Annotated in this window: 20 protein-coding genes and 2 pseudogenes; 14 read left to right on the forward strand and 8 right to left on the reverse strand. The window is 63.9% G+C overall.

Features of this window, described 5'->3' with window-relative positions; translation table 11 throughout:
* The first annotated feature begins 15 nt into the window (after positions 1-15).
* From QN085_RS08430 to QN085_RS08440, 3 genes are all read left to right on the forward strand, one after another.
* Complete coding sequence (locus QN085_RS08430; protein WP_015269543.1) at positions 16-1,266, forward strand: lipoprotein-releasing ABC transporter permease subunit; 1,251 nt, start codon at positions 16-18, stop codon at positions 1,264-1,266.
* 7 nt (positions 1,267-1,273) lie between these two features.
* Entirely contained in the window at positions 1,274-1,957 is a 684-nt protein-coding gene (lolD, locus tag QN085_RS08435) for a lipoprotein-releasing ABC transporter ATP-binding protein LolD (protein ID WP_169774647.1), read from the forward strand.
* A gap of 61 nt (positions 1,958-2,018) precedes the next feature.
* The gene (locus QN085_RS08440; protein WP_013971731.1) at positions 2,019-3,260 is read left to right on the forward strand and encodes a lipoprotein-releasing ABC transporter permease subunit; all 1,242 of its coding nucleotides are present in this window, start codon (positions 2,019-2,021) and stop codon (positions 3,258-3,260) included.
* A gap of 134 nt (positions 3,261-3,394) precedes the next feature.
* Here QN085_RS08440 and QN085_RS08445 read toward each other — a convergent pair whose 3' ends face one another.
* The gene (locus QN085_RS08445) at positions 3,395-4,747 is read right to left on the reverse strand and encodes a heavy metal sensor histidine kinase (protein WP_041506169.1); all 1,353 of its coding nucleotides are present in this window, start codon (positions 4,745-4,747) and stop codon (positions 3,395-3,397) included.
* Positions 4,744-5,424, reverse strand: coding sequence for a two-component system response regulator CinR (gene cinR, locus QN085_RS08450; RefSeq protein WP_015269546.1), 681 nt, complete (start codon positions 5,422-5,424; stop codon positions 4,744-4,746). Before cinR ends, QN085_RS08445 begins: the two co-directional genes overlap by 4 nt.
* A gap of 207 nt (positions 5,425-5,631) precedes the next feature.
* Here cinR and queF point away from each other — a divergent pair, with 207 nt between their 5' ends.
* Positions 5,632-6,462 (forward strand): NADPH-dependent 7-cyano-7-deazaguanine reductase QueF, encoded by an 831-nt coding sequence (gene queF, locus QN085_RS08455; protein ID WP_023662003.1) that lies wholly within the window; start codon positions 5,632-5,634, stop codon positions 6,460-6,462.
* Positions 6,463-6,608: 146 nt separating this feature from the next.
* Here the strand turns inward: queF and QN085_RS08460 are convergent, their stop codons facing one another.
* Positions 6,609-6,872: a DUF4404 family protein gene (locus tag QN085_RS08460; protein WP_004376395.1), complete on the reverse strand. Its 264-nt coding sequence runs from the start codon at positions 6,870-6,872 to the stop codon at positions 6,609-6,611.
* Between the two features lie 122 nt (positions 6,873-6,994).
* Positions 6,995-7,558, reverse strand: a complete 564-nt coding sequence (gene pcrP, locus QN085_RS08465) for an HAD superfamily inactivated hydrolase PcrP (RefSeq protein WP_013971737.1) — start codon at positions 7,556-7,558, stop codon at positions 6,995-6,997.
* A gap of 199 nt (positions 7,559-7,757) precedes the next feature.
* Here pcrP and QN085_RS08470 point away from each other — a divergent pair, with 199 nt between their 5' ends.
* Positions 7,758-8,465, forward strand: a complete 708-nt coding sequence (locus QN085_RS08470) for an MlaA family lipoprotein (RefSeq protein WP_015269550.1) — start codon at positions 7,758-7,760, stop codon at positions 8,463-8,465.
* A gap of 139 nt (positions 8,466-8,604) precedes the next feature.
* Here QN085_RS08470 and QN085_RS08475 read toward each other — a convergent pair whose 3' ends face one another.
* Positions 8,605-8,904, reverse strand: coding sequence for a PilZ domain-containing protein (locus tag QN085_RS08475; protein ID WP_013971739.1), 300 nt, complete (start codon positions 8,902-8,904; stop codon positions 8,605-8,607).
* 281 nt (positions 8,905-9,185) lie between these two features.
* Between QN085_RS08475 and rssB the strand changes: the two genes are divergently transcribed.
* Together rssB and rssC are read left to right on the forward strand one after the other, a co-directional pair.
* Entirely contained in the window at positions 9,186-10,370 is a 1,185-nt protein-coding gene (rssB, locus tag QN085_RS08480; RefSeq protein WP_015269551.1) for a two-component system response regulator RssB, read from the forward strand.
* On the forward strand, positions 10,367-10,849 hold the full coding sequence (gene rssC / locus QN085_RS08485; RefSeq protein ID WP_013971741.1) for an anti-sigma factor antagonist RssC: 483 nt from the start codon (positions 10,367-10,369) through the stop codon (positions 10,847-10,849). The genes rssB and rssC overlap by 4 nt, the downstream gene beginning before the upstream one ends.
* 140 nt (positions 10,850-10,989) lie before the next feature.
* Here the strand turns inward: rssC and QN085_RS08490 are convergent, their stop codons facing one another.
* From QN085_RS08490 to dusA, 3 genes are all read right to left on the reverse strand, one after another.
* Entirely contained in the window at positions 10,990-12,840 is a 1,851-nt protein-coding gene (locus QN085_RS08490) for an alkaline phosphatase D family protein (RefSeq protein WP_039614143.1), read from the reverse strand.
* 206 nt (positions 12,841-13,046) lie between these two features.
* Positions 13,047-13,973: a transaldolase gene (gene tal, locus QN085_RS08495; protein ID WP_023660668.1), complete on the reverse strand. Its 927-nt coding sequence runs from the start codon at positions 13,971-13,973 to the stop codon at positions 13,047-13,049.
* Positions 13,974-14,318: 345 nt separating this feature from the next.
* Complete coding sequence (dusA, locus tag QN085_RS08500) at positions 14,319-15,329, reverse strand: tRNA dihydrouridine(20/20a) synthase DusA (RefSeq protein WP_047595296.1); 1,011 nt, start codon at positions 15,327-15,329, stop codon at positions 14,319-14,321.
* A gap of 104 nt (positions 15,330-15,433) precedes the next feature.
* Here dusA and QN085_RS08505 point away from each other — a divergent pair.
* The 7 genes and pseudogenes from QN085_RS08505 to QN085_RS08535 all read left to right on the forward strand — a co-directional run.
* A pseudogene (locus QN085_RS08505) lies at positions 15,434-15,892 on the forward strand (site-specific integrase); the annotation flags it as partial.
* A pseudogene (locus QN085_RS08510) lies at positions 15,871-16,329 on the forward strand (phage major tail tube protein); the annotation flags it as partial. The pseudogenes QN085_RS08505 and QN085_RS08510, both read left to right, overlap by 22 nt.
* Before the next feature lie 48 nt (positions 16,330-16,377).
* The gene (locus QN085_RS08515) at positions 16,378-16,674 is read left to right on the forward strand and encodes a phage tail assembly protein (protein ID WP_056804617.1); all 297 of its coding nucleotides are present in this window, start codon (positions 16,378-16,380) and stop codon (positions 16,672-16,674) included.
* A 131-nt stretch (positions 16,675-16,805) separates the two neighbouring features.
* Complete coding sequence (locus QN085_RS08520; RefSeq protein WP_502945368.1) at positions 16,806-20,696, forward strand: phage tail tape measure protein; 3,891 nt, start codon at positions 16,806-16,808, stop codon at positions 20,694-20,696.
* A gap of 9 nt (positions 20,697-20,705) precedes the next feature.
* Complete coding sequence (locus QN085_RS08525; RefSeq protein ID WP_232859054.1) at positions 20,706-21,551, forward strand: phage tail protein; 846 nt, start codon at positions 20,706-20,708, stop codon at positions 21,549-21,551.
* Entirely contained in the window at positions 21,526-21,732 is a 207-nt protein-coding gene (locus QN085_RS08530) for a tail protein X (protein WP_285690397.1), read from the forward strand. The genes QN085_RS08525 and QN085_RS08530 overlap by 26 nt, the downstream gene beginning before the upstream one ends.
* A gap of 60 nt (positions 21,733-21,792) precedes the next feature.
* A complete protein-coding gene (locus tag QN085_RS08535) occupies positions 21,793-22,836 on the forward strand; it encodes a phage late control D family protein (protein ID WP_285690399.1) in 1,044 nt (347 codons plus the stop codon).
* Positions 22,837-22,848: the final 12 nt, after the last annotated feature.

A 22,848-nucleotide genomic window follows, 5' to 3' on the forward strand; every position in this document is an offset into this window, starting at 1 on the left:
CGAACAAGCCCCGACATGTTCAGACCTCTTTTCGCATTCATCGGCACGCGTTATACCCGTGCCAAACGTCGCAATCACTTCGTCTCGTTCATTTCCCTGACCTCGATGATCGGCCTCGCCCTGGGCGTGGTGGTGATGATCGTGGTGCTCTCGGTCATGAACGGTTTCGACCACGAGATGCGTACCCGCGTGTTGGGCATGATCCCCCATGCCACGCTGGAGAGCGGCCAGCCCATTGCCGACTGGCCGGCCCTTGCCCAACAAGTAAAGCAGAATCCGCAGGTGGTGGCGGTTGCGCCCTTCACCCAGATGCAGGGCCTGCTGACCCACGAAGGCAAGGTGCAGAAGGTGCTGCTCAACGGCATCGACCCGGCCCGCGAGCGCGAAGTGTCGATCATCGACAAGTTCGTCCTGCAAGGCCGCCTGGACCAGCTGGCGCCGGGCGAGTGGGGCATCATGATCGGCGACAAGGCCGCGGCCAAGCTGGGCGTGGGCATCGGCGACAAGCTCACCTTCGTCGCCCCCGAGGTCAGTGTGACCCCGGCCGGCATGTTTCCGCGCATGAAGCGCTTCACCGTGGTCGGTACCTTCCACGTGGGCGCGGGCGAAATCGACGGCTACCTGGGCCTGACCAACATCAGCGACCTGTCCCGGCTGCACCGCTGGAAGCCTGACCAGGTCCAGGGCCTGCGCCTGAAGTTCGACGACCTGTTCCAGGCGCCGCGGGTGGCCTGGGACATCGCCCAGCGCCTGGGTGACCAGGAGTTCTACAGCCGTGACTGGACCCGTACCCACGGCAACCTGTACCAGGCAATCCGCATGGAAAAGGCCATGATCGGCCTGCTGTTGCTGCTGATCGTGGCGGTGGCGGCGTTCAACATCATTTCCACCCTGGTGATGGTGGTCAACGACAAGCGTGGCGACATCGCCATCCTGCGTACCCTGGGCGCCACGCCCGGGCAGATCATGCTCATCTTCATGGTCCAGGGCACGGTGATCGGGGTGATCGGTACCCTGATCGGCGCCGTGGTCGGGATCGTCGCCGCGCTGAACGTGAGCGCGGTGATCGCCGGCATCGAGAAACTGATCGGGCACAAGTTCCTCAACGCCGACGTGTATTTCATCGATTATCTGCCGTCGCAGATCCAGGCCCAGGACGTGTACATGGTCTGTGGCGCGGCACTGGTCCTGAGTTTCTTCGCCACCCTGTACCCGGCCTGGCGTGCGGCCCGCACCCAGCCTGCAGAGGCGCTACGTTATGAGTGAGTCGCGCATGAGTGATAAAGCCGTTCTGAGTTGCCGCAACCTGGGCAAGTCCTACGACGAGGGCCCGGAGTCGGTGCAGGTGCTGTCCGGGCTCAACCTCGAGCTGCACGCCGGTGAGCGGGTAGCCATCGTGGGTAGCTCCGGCTCGGGCAAGAGTACCTTGCTCAACCTGCTGGGCGGCCTCGACCGGCCGACCCAGGGCAGCGTCTGGCTGGCCGGCGAGGAGCTGTCGGCACTGGGCGAGCGTGCCCGTGGCCTGTTGCGCAACCGCGAGCTGGGCTTTGTCTACCAGTTCCACCACTTGCTGCCGGAATTCACGGCCATCGAAAACGTGTGCATGCCGTTGCTGATCGGCCGCACGCCCATCCCCGAGGCCCGTGAGCGTGCCGAGGCGCTGCTCAAGCGTGTTGGCCTGGCCCACCGCTTCAACCACAAGCCGGCCGAGTTGTCCGGTGGTGAGCGCCAGCGGGTGGCGATTGCCCGGGCACTGGTCAACCGCCCCGGCCTGGTAATGCTCGACGAGCCGACCGGTAACCTCGACCACCACACCGCCCAGGGCATCCAGGAGTTGATGCAGGAGCTGTCCAGTGCGTCGCGCACGGCGTTCCTGGTGGTCACCCACGACCTCAACCTGGCACGCCAGATGGACCGTGTATTGAAGCTCGACGACGGCCACCTGGTGGCGATCTGATCGACTGCACGGGGTGGCCGGTGCCGCCCCGTTTTCCTGTTTTCATTGGGTGTTTTCGTACATGTTCAGACCCTTGCCCATCTTCATCGGCGCGCGCTACACCCGAGCCAAGCGCCGCAACCACTTCATCTCGTTCATCTCGATGACCTCGATGATCGGCCTGTCGCTGGGCGTGCTGGCGATGATCGTGGTGCTGTCGGTGATGAACGGTTTCCAGCGCGAAATGAGTTCGCGCATCCTCGGCCTGGTGCCGCATGCCGCCATCCTCGGCGTGCAGCCACTGGACGACTGGCACAAGGTGGCCGACGCGGCCATGCGCGACCCGGCGGTGATGGCGGCAGCGCCGATTACCGAAATGGAAGGCATGCTGTCGTACAAGGGCGCGATGCAGCCGATCCAGGTCGGCGGTATCGACCCGGCCGAAGAGGGCAAGGTCTCGATCGTCGGCCAGCATATCGTCCAGGGCCGGCTGCAGGACCTGCAGCCGGGTGAGTTCGGCGTGGTCATCGGTGAGCTGACTGCGCGGCGCTTCCGCTTGAATACCGGCGACAAACTGACCCTGATCGTGCCGGAAATCAGCAAGGAGCCGGGCGGCATCACCCCGCGCATGCAGCGCCTGACCGTGGTCGGTATCTTCAAGGTCGGCGCCGAGCTGGACGGCTCGCAGGCTTACATCCATGTCGCCGATGCTGGCGCCATGCAGCGCTGGGCGCCGGGCCAGGTGCAGGGCGTGCGCCTGAAGCTGCACGACCTGTATGCCGCACCGCAGGTGTCCAAGGCCATCGCTGCCGGGCTGGGTGATGCCTACCGTGCCGATGACTGGTCGCATACCCAGGGCAGCCTGTTCAGCGCCATGAAGATGGAAAAGACCATGATCGGCCTGCTGTTGCTAATGATCATTGCGGTGGCAGCGTTCAACATCATCGCCACCCTGGTGATGGTGGTGAACGACAAGGGGCCGGACATCGCCATCCTGCGCACCCTGGGCGCCACGCCGGCGCAGATCATGGGCACGTTCATGGTCCAGGGCAGCCTGATCGGTATTGTCGGGACGCTGATCGGTGGCGTGCTTGGGGTGGTTGCGGCGTTCAACGTCAGCCAGATCGTCGGTTGGCTGGAGCGGGTGAGCGGGCAGCACATCTTTACTTCGGATGTGTACTTCGTCAGCAGCTTGCCGTCGCAGTTGCAGTGGGGCGATGTGGCGATCATCTGCACTGCCGGGTTGGTGATGAGCTTCCTGGCGACCATTTACCCGGCTTATCGGGCATCGCAGGTGCAGCCGGCGATTGGCCTGGCGGTTTAATGTCTACCTCAGGTTATTGAGCGGCTCTGTGGGAGCGGGTTTACCCGCGAAGAATCCAGCACGTTGCATGGCACCGGCTTCGCCGGTGTTCGCGGGTAAACCCGCTCCCACAGGGTGGCGTGCCAGCCCCGATGTCACTGGTCTTCAGTGAAATCGATCACGAATCGCGTCCACCCGTCCGCACACTCCGCCCTGATGCGCCCACCATGGGCCTGCACGATCGACCGGGTAATCGCCAACCCCAACCCGGCATGCTCGCTACTGCCTTCCCGCCGCGCCGGGTCCACCCGGTAGAAGCGGTCGAACAATCGCGGTAGCGCCGCCGGCTCGATAGCCGCCCCGGTATTGGCCACGCCAATCCTCGGCCCTGGCCCCAATGTCACCTTTATCTGCCCACCCGACGGGGTAAAGCGCAAGGCATTGTCCAGCAAGTTGGACAGCGCCCGGCGCAGCATATGCCGGTCGCCCTGCAGCAGCGCCTCACCCTCGCGCAGCATCTGCACGCCGCTGTCCTCTGCCAGCGGCGCGTAATACTCCAGCAGCGCATCCACCTCCTCATGCAGCACCAGCGGTGCTTGCCCCGGCACCAGCAGGCCATGGTCGGCCTTGGCCAGGAACAGCATGTCGTTGATCATCTGCGCCATCCATTGCAGCTCTTCGAGGTTGCCGTGCAGAGCTTCGCGGTACTCTTCGAGGCTGCGCGGGCGGGTGAGGGTGACCTGGGTGTGGGTCAGCAGGTTGGACAGCGGGGTGCGCAGCTCGTGGGCGATGTCGGCAGAGAATGCCGACAGGCGCTGGAAGGCATCGTCCAGGCGCTGCAGCATGGCGTTCATGGCCGTCGCCAGTTCGGCCAGCTCTTCGGGCATCTGTGCCACCGGCAGGCGGGTGGTGAGCGAGCGCGCCGATACGCTGGCAGCCACCTGGCCCATCTGCCGCAATGGGCGCAACCCGCGGCGTGCAGCCCAGGCACCGAGCAGCGCAGTGGCCAGCGCCGAAAGGCCCACCGTCAGCCAGATCAGCCGTTGCATGCCCTGCAGGAAATGCTGGTGATGAGTGATGTCGAGGTACAGGGTCAGTTGTGGCGACTGCGGGGCGCCTTGCGCCAGGTGCACGGCCAGGCTGCGGTAGTCGGTGCCTTGCGCATGCAGGGTTGCCAGCCCGTCGGGCAGCGGTGTCCGGGGTAGGCCTGTGCGGCTCTCGAACCAGGTGGCGCCGTCGCTGCCGTTGATGCGCAGGGCCAGGTCGGCCTGGTGGCCCAGTTCATCGCGCAAGGCGGGCAGGCGCGCCTGCAGCTCGGCCGGGGTGGAGATGCCGGCCAGCTGGGTGCGGAACAGCGACAGGCGCGAGTCCAGCAGCTGCTGGTCCAGTTCGACGAAGTGCTGCTCGCTGGCCCGGCTGAATATCAGGCCGGCACCGAGCGAGACAGCGGCGGTGCAGGCGGCGAACAGCAGGGCCAGGCGGCTGCCGAGGGAGACCCGAGGCATCACTCCGCGCGCTCTTCGAGTACATAGCCCATGCCGCGTACGGTATGGATCAGTTTGTTGGGGTGTGGGTCGTCGATCTTCAGGCGCAGGCGGCGGATCGCCACTTCGATCACATTGGTGTCGCTGTCGAAATTCATGTCCCACACCTGCGAGGCGATCAGCGATTTGGGCAGCACCTCGCCCTGGCGGCGCAGCAGCAGTTCAAGCAGGGCGAACTCCTTGGCGGTCAGGTCGATGCGCTGGCCGGCGCGCTCGGCGCGGCGGCGGATCAGGTCCAGGCGCAGGTCGGCCAGGCCCAGGGTGGTGTCCTGGCTGGGGCTGGTGCCCCGGCGCAGCAGGCTGCGCACCCGCGCCAGCAGTTCGGAGAAGGCGAACGGCTTGACCAGGTAATCATCGGCGCCCAGCTCCAGGCCGTGTACCCGGTCCTCCACGGCATCGCGGGCGGTGAGAAACAGCACCGGGGTGTCCAGGCCGGCCTGGCGCACGGCCTGGAGGATCTGCCAGCCGTCACGGCCGGGCAGCATCACGTCGAGAATCAGCAGGTCGTGGTCACCGGTCAGGGCGAGGAACTGGCCGGTCTCGCCGTCGGTGGCCAGTTCGGTGGCGAAGCCGGCCTCGTTCAGACCCTGGCTCAGGTACTGGCCGGTACGGGCCTGGTCTTCGACGATCAGCAGTTTCATTGGGTGAATTGACTCCAGCAAACGGCACAAAACCCTGTGGGAGCGGGTTTACCCGCGAACACCGGGATTGGGTGATGCTGAGATGATACGTGACGATGCACCGGCTTGCCCCAAACTGACGAAGATGTAATCCCGCTGACTTGCGCTCCAAGGCGGGGTGCAAAACCGGTAGACTAGGGGCAATTTCGAACCTTCAGGTCAGTTTCCATGCATCCCGCTGCCGAACATTCCCCGCTGGGCAAGTCCAGCGAATACATTGCCACCTATTCCCCGGAGCTGCTGTTCCCGATCCCGCGTACCGCCAAGTGGGCCGAGCTGGGCGTTACTGCCCAGACCTTGCCGTGGCAGGGTGTGGATTACTGGAACTGCTTCGAGCTGAGCTGGCTGCTGCCGTCGGGCAAGCCGGTGGTGGCGATCGGCGAGTTCGCCATCCCCGCCGACTCGCCGAACATCATCGAGTCCAAGTCGTTCAAGCTGTACCTGAACTCATTGAACCAGACGGTGTTCGCCTCGCTTGGCGAGCTGCAGGCGTGCCTGGAGAAAGACCTGTCCGCCGCCGCCGGCAAGCCGGTGGGCGTGAAAGTGCGCACCCTGGCCGAGGTCGAGGCCCAAGGCGTGGTGGCCTTGCCGGGGCAGTGCATCGATGAGCTGGACGTTGCCATCAGCAACTACGAACAGCCGCAGCCAGAGCTGCTGCGCTGCAACCCGGAGCAACAGGTGGAAGAAACCCTGCACAGCCACCTGCTGAAGTCCAACTGCCCGGTCACTGGCCAGCCGGACTGGGGCAGCGTGGTGGTCGAATACAAGGGCAGGGCGCTGGACCATGCCAGCCTGCTGACCTACCTGATCAGCTTCCGCCAGCATGCCGACTTCCACGAGCAGTGTGTGGAGCGGATCTACCTGGACTTGAAGAACCTGCTGCAGCCGGAGCATTTGACGGTGTATGCCCGCTATGTGCGCCGGGGTGGGCTGGATATCAACCCTTACCGCAGCACGGGGGCGATCAGCCCGGACAACATGCGCCTGGTTCGGCAGTAAGGTTCGCAAGTACGCCGGGGGGCGCTTCGCGCCCCTATCGCGACACAAGGCCGCTCCTACAGGTACAGCGCAAGATTTGGGGCTTGCGCTGTACCTGTAGGAGCGGCCTTGTGTCGCGATAGGGCCGCAAAGCGGCCCCAGTATTTCTAGATCCCCATGCTGTGCAGCGAGTTGGCAATGCTGCGCAGCGTGGCGGTGAGGTCGGGGTGGTCGGCCTCGAAGCGTTCGATCGCCAGGTTCACGCCGTCCACCAGGTTGTTGTCTGGCGTGGCTTCCTCAAGCTTCAGTTGCGCCTCGATCTGGCGCGCTTCTTCGTGCAGCGCGGCCAGCTCCTCGTCCGAAAGCGGCACGTTGCGATCCAGTTGCTCGCGCAAGCTGTTCAGGCGCTCTTGCAATTCGCGGGCAGGCATTGGCAGTTCTCCATCAATGGCTTGGCAAGCCATGGACCTCAGCGAAGCGGCAAAGGTTCTGGCCTGTCTTCAGCGTAATCCACCTGCCGATGCTTTGCATGATCCGCGTCAACGGTGCTGTATCAGGGTTTTTCGCCTTTGCGCCGGCGCTGGGCAATGTCCTGTAGACAGGTCTCCAGCGCTTCCAGGTGGTCGATCACCGAGTGCACGCCCAGGCTGAACAGTTCCAGCGTCGCCTTGCCACGGGCCAGGTCCTGCTCCTGCGGGGTCAAGGCTTGCCATTGCCGCGAGCTGCGGTCGCAGAACGGGCTGCAGGCAGCCAGCCCAACCGTCCACAGCCCCGCGTTCAGGCCAGACTGCAGCAGGCGTGGGTCGCCGCTGACCAGCACGCAGCCGTCCAGGCGTTCGCTGTCCAGCGCCATCAGGGCCTGCCAGCAGGCGTTCGGCGCCGGCCAGCGCACGCCGTTCACCGAATGCCCCGGTAGCCAGGCGGGCAGCACGTGCGCCAGGCGCTTGCTTTGGGGGGCGTCGAGGTCGTCCAGCCAGATGCACGGCACCTGGCGCTGGCGCAGGCTGGCGAGGGTGGCCAGCGCGCCGGGGGCGGGCGAGGGGGTACCATTGGCGGCTTGCACCAGGCAGCCGCGCAAGCCGAACAGCACAGCGGTGAAGGCGGGTGCATTGTCCATGGCAACTTCCCTCAAATAGTCCGCAGGCTATTCGGCGATTGTTACCGCCCTGTGACAACCGGCACCGCGCAACAGTTGTTCACAAAATATTGAGCAGCGATGTGTAAAGCTGTTTATCAGCCCGCAAGCCTCTATACTGCCGCCGTACAGCAGCGCACCCGTTTGCGCTTGCGGCCGAGAAATTCGATGGAGAACACCTATGCGTAGGATCGGTGCCAGTGTGATCGAACGAGTCACCCAGGCCTGTGTCTGCGCCAGCATGCTGCTGGCGCCCGTGGCAGCCACCCAGGCAGCCACCGAGGAAGATCCCTGGGAAGCGGTCAACCGCCCGATCTTCCGTTTCAACGATACCCTCGACACCTATGCCCTCAAGCCATTGGCCAAGGGCTACCAGGCGGTCACCCCGCAGTTCCTCGAAGATGGCATCCACAACATCTTCCGCAACCTGGGCGACGTGACCAACCTGGCCAACGACCTGCTGCAGTTCAAGCCCCATGCGGCGGGCGTGGACACTGCGCGGCTGATCGTCAACACCACCTTCGGCCTGGGCGGCTTCTTCGACGTGGGTACCAAGATGGGCCTGCAGCGCAACGACGAGGATTTTGGCCAGACCCTCGGCTACTGGGGCGTGCCGAGCGGCCCGTACGTGGTCATCCCGCTGCTGGGCCCGAGCACCGTGCGTGACGGCGTGGCCAAGTACCCGGATACCTACACCAAACCCTACCGCTACATCGACCATGTGCCGACGCGCAATTCGATCTTTGCCCTGGATATCATCGACACCCGCGCCGACCTGCTGTCGGCAGAGAAGCTGATCCAGGGTGACAAGTACATCTTCATTCGCAACGCCTACCTGCAGAACCGCGAGTTCAAAGTCAAGGATGGCGAGGTCGAAGACGACTTCTGATCCTGCGCGGGTTCTTTGTGGGAGCGGCCTTGCGTCGCGAAAGGGCTGCGTAGCAGCCCCAGATCTCAGCATCCACGCGTGTATTGCCGGGGCCGCTTCACGGCCCTTTCGCGACACAAGGCCGCTCCCACGGGGCCCATCAATGCATCGCCACAATCCGCAACCCGAACTTCTGCTGCCCGCCCGGCTGGTCGGCAATCCACACCACTTCCGTGCTGGCGTGCAGCCCTTTCAGCGCCGGATGCTCGGACTCGATCCGTACCTCGATATGGTCCCCCACCTGGAAGCGCTGCGGTGCCTGCACCTGCATGCCGCCGCTGGACAGGTCAAGGCACACTGCCGCGATCACCTGGCCTTCGTGCAGAAGGCTGACCTCGGTGTCGATGCGCATGCGGATGAAATCGCGTTTCTCGCCGTGGCTGGAGGGCGTGTGGGGCATGCTGCATCCTTCCCGTCGGGTTGCGCTGGTCGACTTTCTTATAACTCTCGGTGATTTGCCCTGTAAAGTGCGCCGGGGTCGACCCTTGCATGCTTGAAACGCCTGCCGGATGGGAGTACCGTCTGCGCCTTACAAGGTAGCTCTCGCAGTTGCCAGACAGTTGCCGGGCAGGTGTTCTTGTCCTACAACTCAAGTAGAGTGTGACCATAAAGAATTCCCGTAGCTGGCCGTCTGCCTTGCCGACACCGCTGCACCAACCTAAATCGGCGCCGTTCGCCCACATGCAGAAAACCAGTGCAACGCTGCTGATCATCGATGACGACGACGTGGTACGTGCAAGCCTCGCCGCCTATCTTGAAGACAGTGGCTTCAGCGTCCTCCAGGCCGGCAATGGCCAGCAGGGGCTTCAGGTCTTCGAAGAACACCAGCCCGACCTCGTGATCTGCGATCTGCGCATGCCGCAGATGGGCGGCCTCGAACTGATCCGCCAGGTCAGCGAGCGCGCCCCGCAGTTGCCGGTGATCGTGGTGTCCGGTGCCGGCGTCATGAGTGATGCGGTGGAAGCGTTGCGCCTGGGCGCTGCCGACTACCTGATCAAGCCGCTGGAAGACCTGGCCGTGCTCGAGCATTCGGTGCGCCGCGCCCTCGACCGCTCGCGTCTGGTGCTGGAAAACCAGCGCTACCGCGACAAGCTCGAAGCCGCCAATCGCGAACTGGAAGCCAGCCTGCATCTGCTGCAGGAGGACCAGACCGCCGGTCGCCAGGTGCAGATGAACATGCTGCCGGAAAGCCCTTGGGTGGCCGGCGAGTTCGCCTTCGAGCATCAGATCATCCCGTCGCTGTACCTGTCGGGTGATTTTGCCGATTACTTCCGGGTGGACGAACGGCGCATCGCTTTCTATCTCGCCGACGTCTCCGGGCATGGCGCGTCCTCAGCGTTCGTCACCGTGCTGCTGAAGTTCATGACCACACGGCTGTTGTTCGAATTCAAGCGCGGCAGCAAAATGCGCGAGTTCAAACCTTCGCAGGTGCTCAGCCACATCAACCGCGGGCTGATCAACTGCAAGCTGGGCAAGCACGTGACCATGGTTGGCGGGGTAATCGATGAAGACACCGGCCTGCTGACCTACGCCGTTGGCGGCCATCTGCCGCTGCCGGTGCTGCACACCCCCGAGCACACCCGCTACCTGGAAGGCCGCGGCCTGCCGGTGGGGCTGTTCGACGAGGCTACCTACCAGGACCTGGTAGTGGAGCTGCCGCCGCAGTTCAGCCTCAGCCTGATGTCCGATGGCATTCTGGACCTTTTGCCGGGTGACACGCTCAAAGATAAAGAAACCGCCCTGCCGGAAATCGTCAGGGCAGCAGGTGGCAGCCTGGATGGGCTGCGTCAACGATTCGGATTGGCTACGCTTGGGGAGATGCCGGATGATATCGCCCTATTGGTGTTGAGCAGGAACCTTCAATGAGTACCGGTAGAATCCAGTTCGCCGAGCAGAGCGGTACCTTCGTCCTGAAATTCGTCGGTGAAGTGCGGCTGACCCTGTGTTCGGCGCTGGATGCGACGATCGAGAAGATTTTCACCGCGTTGAACTTCTCGGCGATTGTCATCGACCTGACCGAAACCGAGAGCATCGACAGCACTACCCTGGGCCTGCTGGCCAAGCTGTCGATCCTGTCGCGCCAGAAGGTGGGCCTGTTGCCGACCGTGGTCACCACCAACCCGGACATTTCCCGGTTGTTGCAGTCGATGGGCTTCGATCAGGTGTTCAACATCGTCGATCGGCCAATCCCGTGTCCGGAATGCCTGACCGACCTGCCATCCCAGGACCAGAACGAAGATGTGGTGCGCTCCAAGGTGCTGGAGGCGCACAAGATCCTCATGGGCCTGAACGACTCCAACCGCGAAGCCTTCCATGACCTGGTCAATGCGCTGGAGCGGACCTGATCTTCAGCCTGTACCGGCCTCTTCGCGGGTAAACCCGCTCCCACAGGTTATGCACCAGTCTTGAGTCATGCACTCTACCTGTAGGAGCGGGTTTACCCGCGAAGAGGCCGGCAAGGCCAACACAAGCATTACCTGCCTGATCACCCTCGCCGCGCAAACTCGGTAGCCTCACCCCCACCCGCATCCAGCTGATACACCCGCGCCGGCCGCCCCTGTTCATCGAAGAACACCTGCCCCAACCCCGCACCGTTCCACAACCGCTCGCCAGCCTTGCTATGGCTGGGCGTACGCGGCACCACCTCCATTTCCCGCCGCTTGGTAAACCAGTTGAGCGGCGAGCGCGGCGCATACAGCCAGCGGTTGAGCCGGTCGAGCACATCCAGCAGGCGCCGCGGGAATTCGTTCTTGATCCCGCTGCTGGTCACCTGCCACAAGTGCGGGCTGCGCTGGCGGTGGCGGATCAGCACTTCATAGACGAACGAGTAATGCACATCGCCGGACAGCACCACGTAGTGCCCCGGCGTGCGCGAGTGGCGGAAGATGTTGAGGATGACCTGCGCTGCGCCGCGGTGGGCCATCCAGTTCTCGGCATCCACCAGCAGCGGGTAGCCCAGCCAGCTGAACAGCTTCTGCACCGTCTCGATCAGCTTCACGCCAAAAATCGGTGCAGGCGACACGATGATCGCCGAGGGGTGGTCCAGCAGTGCTTGCTGCAACTCGCTCAGCGCCTCCCAGTCGAGCAGCCCGGACGGCTTGGCCAGGCTGCTTTCGCTACGCCAGCGGCGGGTGCGGGTGTCCAGCACCAGCAAGGGTGGGTTGGTGGGCAGGCTGAACTGCCAGCCCTGGAAGCGCAGCAGTGCGCCGATCAGCTCATCCTGGGTCTGGCTGTTCAACGCCTGGCATTGCCCGACCAGTGGCTTGCAACCCTGCGGGTCGTTACCCCAGGCCTGGCACAGCAGGTAGCCGAGCAGGGCATTGCCGATGATCCGCCGCGAGAAGGGGTGGCCGTAGGCGGTTTCTTCCCATAGCGCCGATAGGTTCCAGTCGTCGGTGATGTCGTGGTCGTCGAAGATCATCAGGCACGGCAGGTGGGCCATCACCCGCGCTACCTGGCCGAGGTTGTCGGCAAACGCCTGGATCAGCGGCAGCTCCTGCCGGTAACGTGCCTGGCGCGGTGCGGTGAGCCCGTCGGGCATGTCCAGGTTCACCAGCTGCCAGGGCACCGGTGACCACACCAGCAGGTACATGGCCATGACCTCGGCGAAGGTCACCAGGTGGTTGTCGGCGTTGCTGGACGAGAAGATCGGCTTGCGCTTGCCGCCGAAAAAGCGCTCGCGCAGGGTTTCGTTGCGTTCCTGCGCCGGCAGCAGGTCGGCGCGGTGGTAATAGCAGGCCGGGTGCTGGTACAGCGCCTGGCTGTCGGGCACCACCGCGCCCTCCAGTTGCTCGTCGAACAGGCCCAGCCGCGCAATCAGGCTGTGGATGGCGCGCAGCATCGGGCCGGCGACGTCGTCGGCATAGACCTGGTCGCCGGTCATCAGCAGCACGGCGGGGCGGTCCGCGGGTTTTTCGCAGGCCTGCAGCAGGCGGTCGGCGCATAGCAGGCCATCGGCGGCCGGAAAATGCGGCTTGCGGCAGGAACCGTGCAGCAGGTGGTCGAGCCGATCGCGCAGTACCAGGCTTGGGCGCCGGGCGCCGGGGTAGAGCAGGTGCGGCGCCCAGCCTGCGATGCCCTGGCCGTTGATCAGCAGGTCATAGTCGAGCAGCTGGTTGCAGGGCAGCGGCTGGGCGAAGTGGATGTCCAGCAGGTGGATGAAGGCGTGCTGGCCCACCGCCACCACCTGGCAATCGACCTGGGCCTCGCCTGCCGGGAAGATGAATTCGGGTTGCAGCGGTTGCGTGGCGACCAGCCAGATGGCCAGGCGCTGGGGTTCCAGGCGGCGCAGTACCGGGCCGGCGAGTACGAGGGGCAATGGGGTAGAGGAGGTCATCGACAGCTCAGGTGGCTTCTCGGGCCTCTTCGCGGGTAAACCCGCTCCCACAGGTACAGCGCCAACTTCTGGCCTGTGGGAATCCTTGTGGGAGCGAGTTTACCCGCGAAGAGGCCCTGGAATTCAATACAAATCTAAGGCCAGGTAAAACAAAACGGGCGGAAAATGCTGAACACTTCCCGCCCGTCAGGCAATCCCGAAATGTATCAGGCCTTTTCAGCCATCAACATCTCCAGCTTCTCCTGGTCCCGCGCGAACTGGCGAATGCCCTCGGCCAGCTTCTCGGTGCCCATGGCATCTTCGTTCATGGCCCAGCGGAACTGACTTTCGTTCAGCTGTTGCTTGGCCTCGCCGGCATTGCCCGGCTTCAGCACCTGTGGCAGGTCGCCCTGGTCATCGCTGAGCTGCTGCAGCAGTTCCGGGCTGATGGTCAGGCGGTCGCAGCCGGCCAGCTGTTCGATCTGGCCGATATTGCGGAAGCTGGCGCCCATTACCACGGTGCCGTAGCCGTTGGCCTTGTAGTAGTTGTAGATGCGAGTGACCGACTGAACGCCCGGGTCTTCGGCGCCCACGTATTCCTTGCCGGTGCTCTTCTTGTACCAGTCGTAGATACGCCCCACGAACGGCGAAATCAGGAACACCCCGGCATCGGCGCAAGCCTGGGCCTGGGCGAAGGAGAACAGCAGGGTGAGGTTGGTCTGGATGCCTTCCTTCTCCAGCTTCTCGGCGGCGCGGATGCCTTCCCAGGTGGAGGCCAGCTTGATCAGCACGCGTTCGCGGCCAACACCGGCGGCTTCGTACAGCTCGATCAGCTTGCGCGCCTTGGCCAGCAGCGCGGGTTCATCGAACGACAGGCGGGCATCGACCTCGGTGGAGATACGCCCCGGGATGACCTTGAGGATGCCCGAGCCCACGGCCACCGCGAACTTGTCGCAGGCCAGGTCGACATTACCCTTGGCATCGGCCTTTACCTGCTTGAGCAGATCGGCGTAACCCGGGATGGCCGCAGCCTTGAGCAGCAGCGACGGGTTGGTGGTGGCATCGACCGGTTTCAGGCGGGTGATGGCGTCCAGGTCCCCGGTGTCGGCGACCACGGTGGTGAACTGCTTGAGTTGTTCCAGCTTGGAGGTCATGGGCGTGCTCTGTCCTGTGCAATGACTCGACATTACCCGAGCCCCGACGGCCACTCAAGGGCTCGCGAAGCGCGGTGCGAAAGGTGAGGATTCGAGTCGCAAGCGGCCCCTAGGTTCCGCATCTGCTTGCAAGGGCCGCTGGAGATACAACTGGCTTACACAAAATGTGGTGGTTTGCGCCATCCCTGTAGGAGCGGGTTTACCCGCGAACACCGGCGAAGCCGGTGCCATGTACCGAGTTGTTTTCTTCGCGGGTAAACCCGCTCCCACAGCATCTGCATATATCTGAACCCCTGCGGCATCCTGGAGGGGATGGTTTGCTGGCGATCAGGCTCACCTGCTGAATTACCGCCCCTGCAACAGCTCCACCGCCTGGTCGAACACCGCCAACGGCTCCGCCACCTTGTGGATATCCGCCGACAGCAACTGGCGGAAGCGCCGCGCCCCCTTGAACCCTTGGGCCAGCCCCAGGATATGCCGGGTAACGTGGTGCATCGCGCCACCACTTTCCATGTGCGCGACGATATAAGGCCGCAACTGCGCCAGCGCCTCGCTGCGGCTGACCACCGCCGCCTCGCTGCCGAACAGCTGCTGGTCCACCTCGGCCAGCAGGTAAGGGTTGTGGTACGCCTCACGCCCCAGCATCACCCCATCGAAGGTTTCAAGGTGTGCCTGGCACTCGGCCAGGGTCTTTATCCCGCCGTTGAGCACGATCTCCAGGTCCGGGAAGTCCGCCTTCAACTGCGCCGCCACGTCATAGCGCAGCGGCGGAATCTCACGGTTCTCCTTCGGCGACAGCCCTTCCAGGATCGCGATGCGCGCATGCACGGTAAAGCTCCCGCAACCTGCCTCGCGCACCTGGCCGACGAAGTCGCACAGCTCGGCGTAGCTGTCGCGGCCATTGATACCGATGCGGTGCTTGACCGTCACCGGGGTCGACACTGCATCGCGCATGGCTTTCACGCAATCGGCCACCAGCGCCGGGTGGGCCATGAGGCAGGCGCCGATCATGTTGTTCTGCACCCGGTCACTCGGGCAGCCGACGTTGAGGTTGACCTCATCGTAGCCAGCCTCCTCGGCCAGGCGGGCACAGGCGGCCAGGTCGGCCGGCACGCTGCCGCCCAGTTGCAGGGCCAGCGGGTGCTCGGAGACGTCGTGGCGCAGGAAACGCTGGGCGTCGTTGTGCAGCAGGGCACCGGTGGTGACCATTTCGGTGTACAGCAGGGTGTTTTTGGAAAGCAGGCGCAGGAAGAACCGGCAATGGCGGTCTGTCCAGTCCATCATGGGGGCAACGCTGAACCGGCGTGACGGCTCAGGGCGCGTGGTTTGTGGCTTTGAGGCTGATTCTAGGGGCATTCTGGTCTACGCATTTTTGTGCCGTTTTTGGGGGTTTTTGGGCGTTTTTGGTGTGACAGTGGTACGATGTACCACCGCCAATCACGCTTGTACCACCGAAAATCATGGCAACGATCAGAGCAAGGAAAAAGGCCGATGGGACGGTCAGCTACACCGTCCAGATCCGCCTCAAGAAAAAGGGTGTCATAGTTTACCAAGAAGCCCAGACATTCGCCCGCAAGCAGGCTGCTCAAGCCTGGGCGAAGCGACGGGAGACCGAATTGGCGGTACCTGGCGCTATCGAGCGGGCCAGCCGCAAGGGGCACACGGTCAAGGACATGATCGAGCGCTACCTGGTCGAAGCCGAGAAAGCCCGGCCGCTGGGTGAGACGAAGCGGCGAACATTGAATGCCATCAAAAAAAGCTACTTGGGCGAGAAGGTGGACTCCGACCTCACTCAGCAGGTGCTGGTGGATTACGCGCTCTGGCGCATGAGTCCTGAAGGTGGAGGCATTAAACCGCAGACGGCCGGCAATGACCTGGCGCACTTGGGGTCGGTACTGTCGCTGGCCAGGGCGGCGTACCGAGCTTGACCCTGCCCAAGCTCACCCTCAAAACCGAGGAACACCGTGCCGGCGGCATGGACATGGCAATCGAGCTGGACATGGGCATGGAGAAGATGGAATCCAACTTCACCACCACCGGCGTGCGCAAAGAGTCGCTGAAGTTCTTCGGCCTGGCCGACGGTAACGCCTTTAACGGCACGTTCCGGGGCTCCTACAAGGGCCAGAAGGGCGAAACCAAGGCGGTGATCGTCACCCTGCGCGGCACCCTGAAAGAGATCGACATGGGCGACTGGAAGGCCGGCGACAAGGCCGAGCTTAAGCACAGCGTTGCCACGACTTACTACAAGCTGGAAGTCGGCGGCGAAACCATCTACGAGATTGATCCGATCGGCATGAAGCGCGTCATCAATGGCGTCGACCAATTGGCCAGTCAGCGCCGCGACCTCGGCCTGTAACCCCTTCCAATCCTTTCATCTCCCTTTTCGATTCAAGGAAACCCGACCATGGCCAAGCCACTGCCGAAGTTCATCAAGCTCGATGCTGACCGCGTTACCGTAACGCTGACTAGCCCGGCCGAGCTCAACGGGGTCCAGCAGGACACCATCACCCTGCGCGCGCCGACAGTGCGCGATATCCGCAACTCCACCAAGACCTCCGACGGCGACGACGAACAGCGCGAGCTGAACCTGTTCGCCTCCCTGGCCGAGGTTCACGTCAAAGACCTCGAGGGTCTCAAGTACAAGGATTACAACCGCCTGGCCACTGGGTACAACTTTTTGGTGCGAGACGACGAGCTTTAATCCGGCCACGCAGAAGCAGGCTGCCAAGCGACTTGCGGCCGAGTTGAATTTCTCCGCCGCAGAGATCCTGACCATGTCCTACGCGGACATGGTTTGGTGGCTTACGGATTGAGCTTGTATAGGGGGCACCGATGGCAAGCAGGCTAGCGTTATCGCTGGTGATCGGGGGTGCCGTCGCCTCATCGGTAGGCGCTGCATTCAAGACGGTCGAGAACGGCATCCAGAAGCTGGAAGCCAAAGGCAACAAGGCCAAGGTGCTGAAAAGCACCATTGGCGAAACCATCAAGCTACGCGATGAGTGGAAGCGTGCACATGACAGCGGTGCTGCCGGTGCCGACAAACTCCAACGTAAGCTGGACAGCAATCTGGATACATTGCGCAAGCAAGGTGTCGAGGTTGGCCGCCTCAGTCGTGAGTATCAGCGCCTGGGGCGTGAGGCCAAAGCCGCCGACCTGCAGCTAAAGGGTCACCAACAGCTGCAGGCGGGCAAGTCTTCGCTGAAGTCGAACATTGGCCAGGCTGTGGTCGCTACAGGCGCCGCCGCCGTGCCGACGATGATCAGCGCGAACTATCAGGCGATCATCCGTGACATTGCGATCAAGGCTGATATCGTCAACAAGCCGCAAGAGCAGCAGCTGACCCGGACGGTGATCGACACGGCCGCCGACACCGGGATGGCGCGCAATGACGTGGCCGACCTGGTCAACCAGCTGGTCGGCGCCGGCATGGAGCTGGACAAGGCGCTGTCGTATGCGCCGGTCGCGGCCAAGTTCGCCATTGGTCAAGGCGCCTCGGGCGTCGACACGGCGTCGATGATCCAGGCGCTGCAGCAAAACGCCAAGATCAGCGACCCTAAGGTCATGCAGCAGGCTCTGGAGGCGATCGCCTACCAGGGCCAGGCGGGTAGCTTCGAGGCCAGTGACATGGCCAAGTGGTTCCCGCAGCTGCTGGCCGGCATGGAGAAAAACGGGATCACCGGGCTCGACGCGGTGACCTCGCTGGGCTCCATGCTGCAAGTGCAGATGAAGACCGCCGGCAGTTCGGACGAAGCGGCGAACAACCTCAAGAACTGGATGGAGAAGATTGGCTCCAGTGAGGTGGTCAAGGCCTACAAGGACGCTGGCATTGATTATCAGGGGTCGTTGAATACCGGCCTGCAGAAGGGCATGAACGTCATTGAGGCGTCCATGGCCCTGGCCATGAAGTACGTCGAGGCGACCGATCCGGCGAAGGCCAAGCAGATCGAAGCGGCCAAGGCCAATATCGACAAGGAGGTCGACCCGGAGAAGGCCAGGGCGGCGCTGGAGGCCCTGGAGAAGACCTTGCGCACCGGCGATATCTTTGCCGACATGCAGGTCAAGGCCGCGCTCACGGCCTACGGGCAAAACAGGGGCCTGTATGAGGAACTCAAAGCCGACTCCAAGAAGGCCACAGGCATCCTCGACAAGAACCTGGCTGAGCGCCGCGAAACATCAGCACAGCAGTGGGCCGAGACGGTTCAGGCAGCTGACGACGCAATGCGCAGCATTGGCGACGCGATCCGCCCAGCCACCGACATGGCGGCGAAGGGGCTGACGGCGGTTGCCCGTGGCATCACCACACTGTCGGATGAGTTCCCGGCCGTCGTGACGGGTATTGTCGGCACCGTGGCGGCCATCCTGGCGCTTAAGACTGCATCCAGTGCGTTCAAGATCGGGCGGGGCGTGTTCAATATCACGCGCGGTCGAGGTCTGGAAGGATTGGCTGGCCGGGTAGGGCGTGGTGGTCGGACGCCCATCGAGCTGCCCAAGACGGGCAACAAGGTGGTCGACACGGGCCTGGGTGTGCTGGGCAAGGTGTTTTCTTCCCGCTCGACCGAGGCGGCACCGGCCAATGACACCGTAACCGGCGGAAACGACCCGCAACGGGTGTTCGTGGTCAATGCCGATGCCATCGGCGGGATTGGCAGTAGCGTTGCAAATAGCGCCCCGGCAGCGTCTGCGAAGGGTAGTCGCAGAAGTCGCCGCCGGGAGCGCCGACGCGCGGTGCGACAGGGCACTGCGGTGCGGCCTGCTGCGAAGGTAGAAGCGCCCCAAACGCCGGTGGCCAGGCCTCGGCCGTCGCTTCCAGCAGCCTCGGCGGCGCTGACCGGCGCCGACGAACTGGGCAAGGTCGCGCGCTCGGTGCGTGGTGTCACGCGCCTGGCCAAGCGCCTACCGGGCGGCAATCTCATAGACGCCGGCGCAACCGCGCTCGATGTCGCGCTGAACGCCAAGACTCAGGATGAAAAGGCCGAGGGTTACGGCGGCGCCGCTGGCAGCCTGGCGGGTACCCTCGCGGGTGCTGCTGCAGGCGCTGCCATCGGTTCGGTGGTGCCGGTCATCGGTACTGCAGTGGGTGGCGCGGTGGGTGCTGTGCTGGGCGGTCTGGGTGGCGAATCACTAGGCGGCTGGCTGGGTAAGCGCTGGTTTGGCGACGAGCAGCCCGAGGCCGAGGATAAGGCGGAGCCGCCGTTGCCGGCAGCGCCGAAGCCTGCCCCTATGCCGACGGTGGTGGTCGATAACCGCGTGACGGCCGCCAAGGCAGTGCCGACGCCGCCGAGACCGGCCCTAGGTGATGCGGTGCGCAACATGGCCACCTCGGCCCCGGCCGAGTCTAGCGTGTCGTATGAGCCGCGCGATCCCGAGTCATTGGAGGCCAACCTGGTCCCGCCGAAAGCCCAACCGCAACCGCCGCCGGCAACGCCGCCGGCGAAGCTGGGCGAGACGGTGCGCGAGGTTCCCGGCAAGTCGACGCAGGTTCCTGTGGTGATCGACAACCGCGAGCGCAGGCCGTCCGCTGATGCTGTGCCACCACAAGCCACTACCCAGCCGGCGACCCCGTCGCCTGGTGTGGGCGATGTGGTGCGCGACCTAGCGGCCAAGCCGGTGCCGGCGGCACCTCGGGTACCCGAGCTGGTCCAGCCAGCCAAGGCGGGCGCTCCCGGCTTGGGTGACGCCGTGCGTCAGGTGGAGGCCCCGGTGCGTCCGGCACCTGAAGCTGGTCTCCCTGTGGGAGAGATGAGCGACGAGGAAATCGAGCGGCGTCATGACCAGCTGCCGGCCTTTGCCAAGCGCGACTTGTTCGAGGGTGTCGGGGGCTTTTCGGGTACCGGGGCAGGGTTGGGGGAAGACTTTTCGCCGACCCTGTCGCTGGATCCACCCGCTGCGCCGCCTCGCCCTGCGCCTGTGCCGGTTGATACTGGGCATGCACTTGGCATGGTCATGCGTGACCTGGTGGCTAGGCCGGTGCCGGCGGCGCCACGGATGCCCGAGCTGGCCCAGCCAGCTAAGGCGGCCGCTCCCGGTCTGGGTGACGCCGTGCGTCAGGTGGAGGCCCCGGCGCGTCCGGTGCCTAAAGCTGACCTCCCTGTGGGGGAGATGAGCGACGAGGAAATCGAGCGGCGCTATGACCAGCTGCCGGCCTTTGCCAAGCGGGACTTGTTCGAAGGTGTTGGGGGCTTTTCGGGTACCGGGGCAGGGTTGGGGGAAGACTTTTCGCCGACCCTGTCGCTGGATGCACCCGCTGCGCCGCCTCGCCCTGCGCCTGTCCCGGTTGATACTGGGCAGGCGCTTGGCATGGTCATGCGTGAGCTGGCGAAGGTGCCGCAGGTACCTGCTGGCATCGCGCCAGCCATTACCAAGGTCGTGGATCGCAGCCAGCCCGAGCTGCTGAAAGGTGAGCAGGGCGGGCCTTTGGACAAGGCCGGCTTGGGCGAAGTGGTGCGCGACATGGTGGCCAAGTCGGTGCCAGCAGCGCCACGGATGCCGGAGATGGCTCAGCCAGTCAAGGCGGCCACGCCTGACCCAGCACAGGCGCCGAAGGTGGACCAATCGTTTTCGTTCGCCCCCAGCATCAAGATCGATGTGCAGGGCGATGTGAAAGACCCTTCCCAGGTCGTTCGCGCAATCGAGTCCCCCCTGCGGCAGCTGTTCGATACGTGGCAGCGCGAAGTATCGGCGCGCATGACCTCGGCCCAACTGTACGACCAACCGCACGTTTAAGGAGGGCCTATGGCCTACATGGAGCAGCTGGAATCATCCCTGTCTGGGTTGGTTTCAGCTGGGGAGGCTGGGCGCAAGAGCATGGACGGGATGCTGGTCCCGCTCAATGGCGCCATTGGCAGTATCACGGGCGCCGCGTCGGAGCTGGAAAACATCCCGTTCGTGGGGCCCGAGGTCGGAGCCAAGCTGGGGCGGATCATGCGCAGCATCAACGTGGCGCAGTCGCAGGTGGGGCAAGTGGCGTCGATGTATAGCCGAGCCGTCACAGGCGCCGCCCAGGTGCAGGAACGGCTCGGCACGTTCAAGACAATGGCGGCCAAGGCCACGGCCGAGGCCCGGCGGGTGGCTGGGATGATCAGCCCGTCGCTGTCCAACGTGCTGCCCTCCGGCGGCTTGTTGCCAGAGGCTACGCCGAAGCCCGAGGCGGTCGCGCCGTTCCCGCACCTGTTGATCATCCAGCCGCATGACCCGAAAAAGCAGCCGTATTACTTCAACCTGGACACGGCCGCTTTTGACGAGCTGCGCCGGCAAACGTCGTTCCGCTGGGCTGGCCAAGAGCGCTTGCGCCGAAGCGTGGCACAGCAGGCGGTGGGCTTGGGTGAGGAAAAGATCACACTCAAGGGCGCGATCTTCCCCCACCACAAGGGCGGTATTAAACAGCTCAACGTATTGCGCAGCATCGGCCGCAACCTGCAGCCACTGAAATTGGTCACGGGCTATGGCGAGGTACTGGGCGACTGGTGCCTGGTCAGCCTCGACGAGGAACAAAGCCACCTGCTGGCGGGCGGTATCCCCCGTAAGCAGGGTTTCAACCTGGAGTTTGTGAGCTATGGCAACGATCTGCAGAACGTCTGACGGGGACCTGCTCGATGTGATCTGCCAGCACCATTACGGCAACCTCAACGGCACGGTCGAGGCCGTGCTCAAGGCCAACCCGGATTTAGCCAGGGAGCCGCAGCCGTACCGAGCCGGCCTGCTGATCGTCCTACCTGAACTGTCGGCGCCGGCGGTCGAGCTGCTGCAGCTGTTCGACTGACCCCACATTACGCATGACGAAGCCCCGCCCAGTGCGGGGTTTCTTGTTTCTGGAGCGCGCATGAAACCAACCTATCGAATTATTGCGGACCGCAAGGACATCACCGCGCTAATCAATGACCGCCTACTGCTGCTGCGGATCTCGGACAAGCCAGGCATGGAGTCGGATGAGTTTGAGCTGCGCATTGATGACCGCGATCAGGCTGTCGCCCTGCCTGGGCGGGGAGGGCTGGTGGAGGTCTTGCTGGGTTACGAAGGCCAGCCGCTCAAGCGCATGGGCGCGTACACGGTCGACGAAGTGCAGTTATCCGGCCCGCCTGATGAGCTGACTATTCGCGGCAAGGCCAGCGACATGCGCGGCAGCGGTAAGACCATCCGTAGCGGCAGTTGGGAGAATGTGCCGTTGTCCGAGATCGTCACTGAAATCGCCAAGCGCAACGGCTGGGAGGTGGTTTGCCCGGTCACGACAAAGGTCGAGCGGATCGATCAGCGCAACGAGTCGGACTTCAATTTTGTCACGCGCTTGGCGCGACAGTACGACAGCACCGCCAAGGTTGCCGACGGCAAGCTGCTGGTTATGCCCCGGCAGGGTGGGAAGAGCACGTCGGGCAAGTCATTGCAGGTCGTCACCGTCAACAAAACGGACGTCTCCCGCTATCAGTTCCGGCTAAGCGACCGCAGCACGCAGAAGGCAGTGAAAACCCAGCATCAGGATCAGAAGACCGGCGCTTTGAAGGTGGTCCAGCTGGACAACAACGAATCGCCGGACGGCCTGCCCCCAGTTCACACCGACCGCCATATCTACCCCAACGAGACTGCTGCCAGACAGGCCGCCAAAGCGCGGCTGGCCGCGTTCAACCGCAGCACCGCCGGTGTGCGCTTGGAGATGGCGGGCCGGCACGACCTGTTCGCAGAGTGCTCAGTGAATGCCCAGGGCTTCAAGGTCGGGCTCGATGGCGAGTACCTGGTGGAAAGCGTGGAGCAAGTGTTCACGGCCAGCGGGTGGACCACGACCGTGGAGTGCAACGGCGGCAAGAAGGGCAAGGCCAAGGCCTCTGGCAAGAAAAAGAAAGACGACAAGCCGCTCAAGGTTGAGCAGCTCTAACCCCCATGGCCG

The sequence above is a fragment of the Pseudomonas sp. M2(2023) genome (assembly GCF_030263955.1).
GTDB lineage: Bacteria > Pseudomonadota > Gammaproteobacteria > Pseudomonadales > Pseudomonadaceae > Aquipseudomonas > Aquipseudomonas asiatica.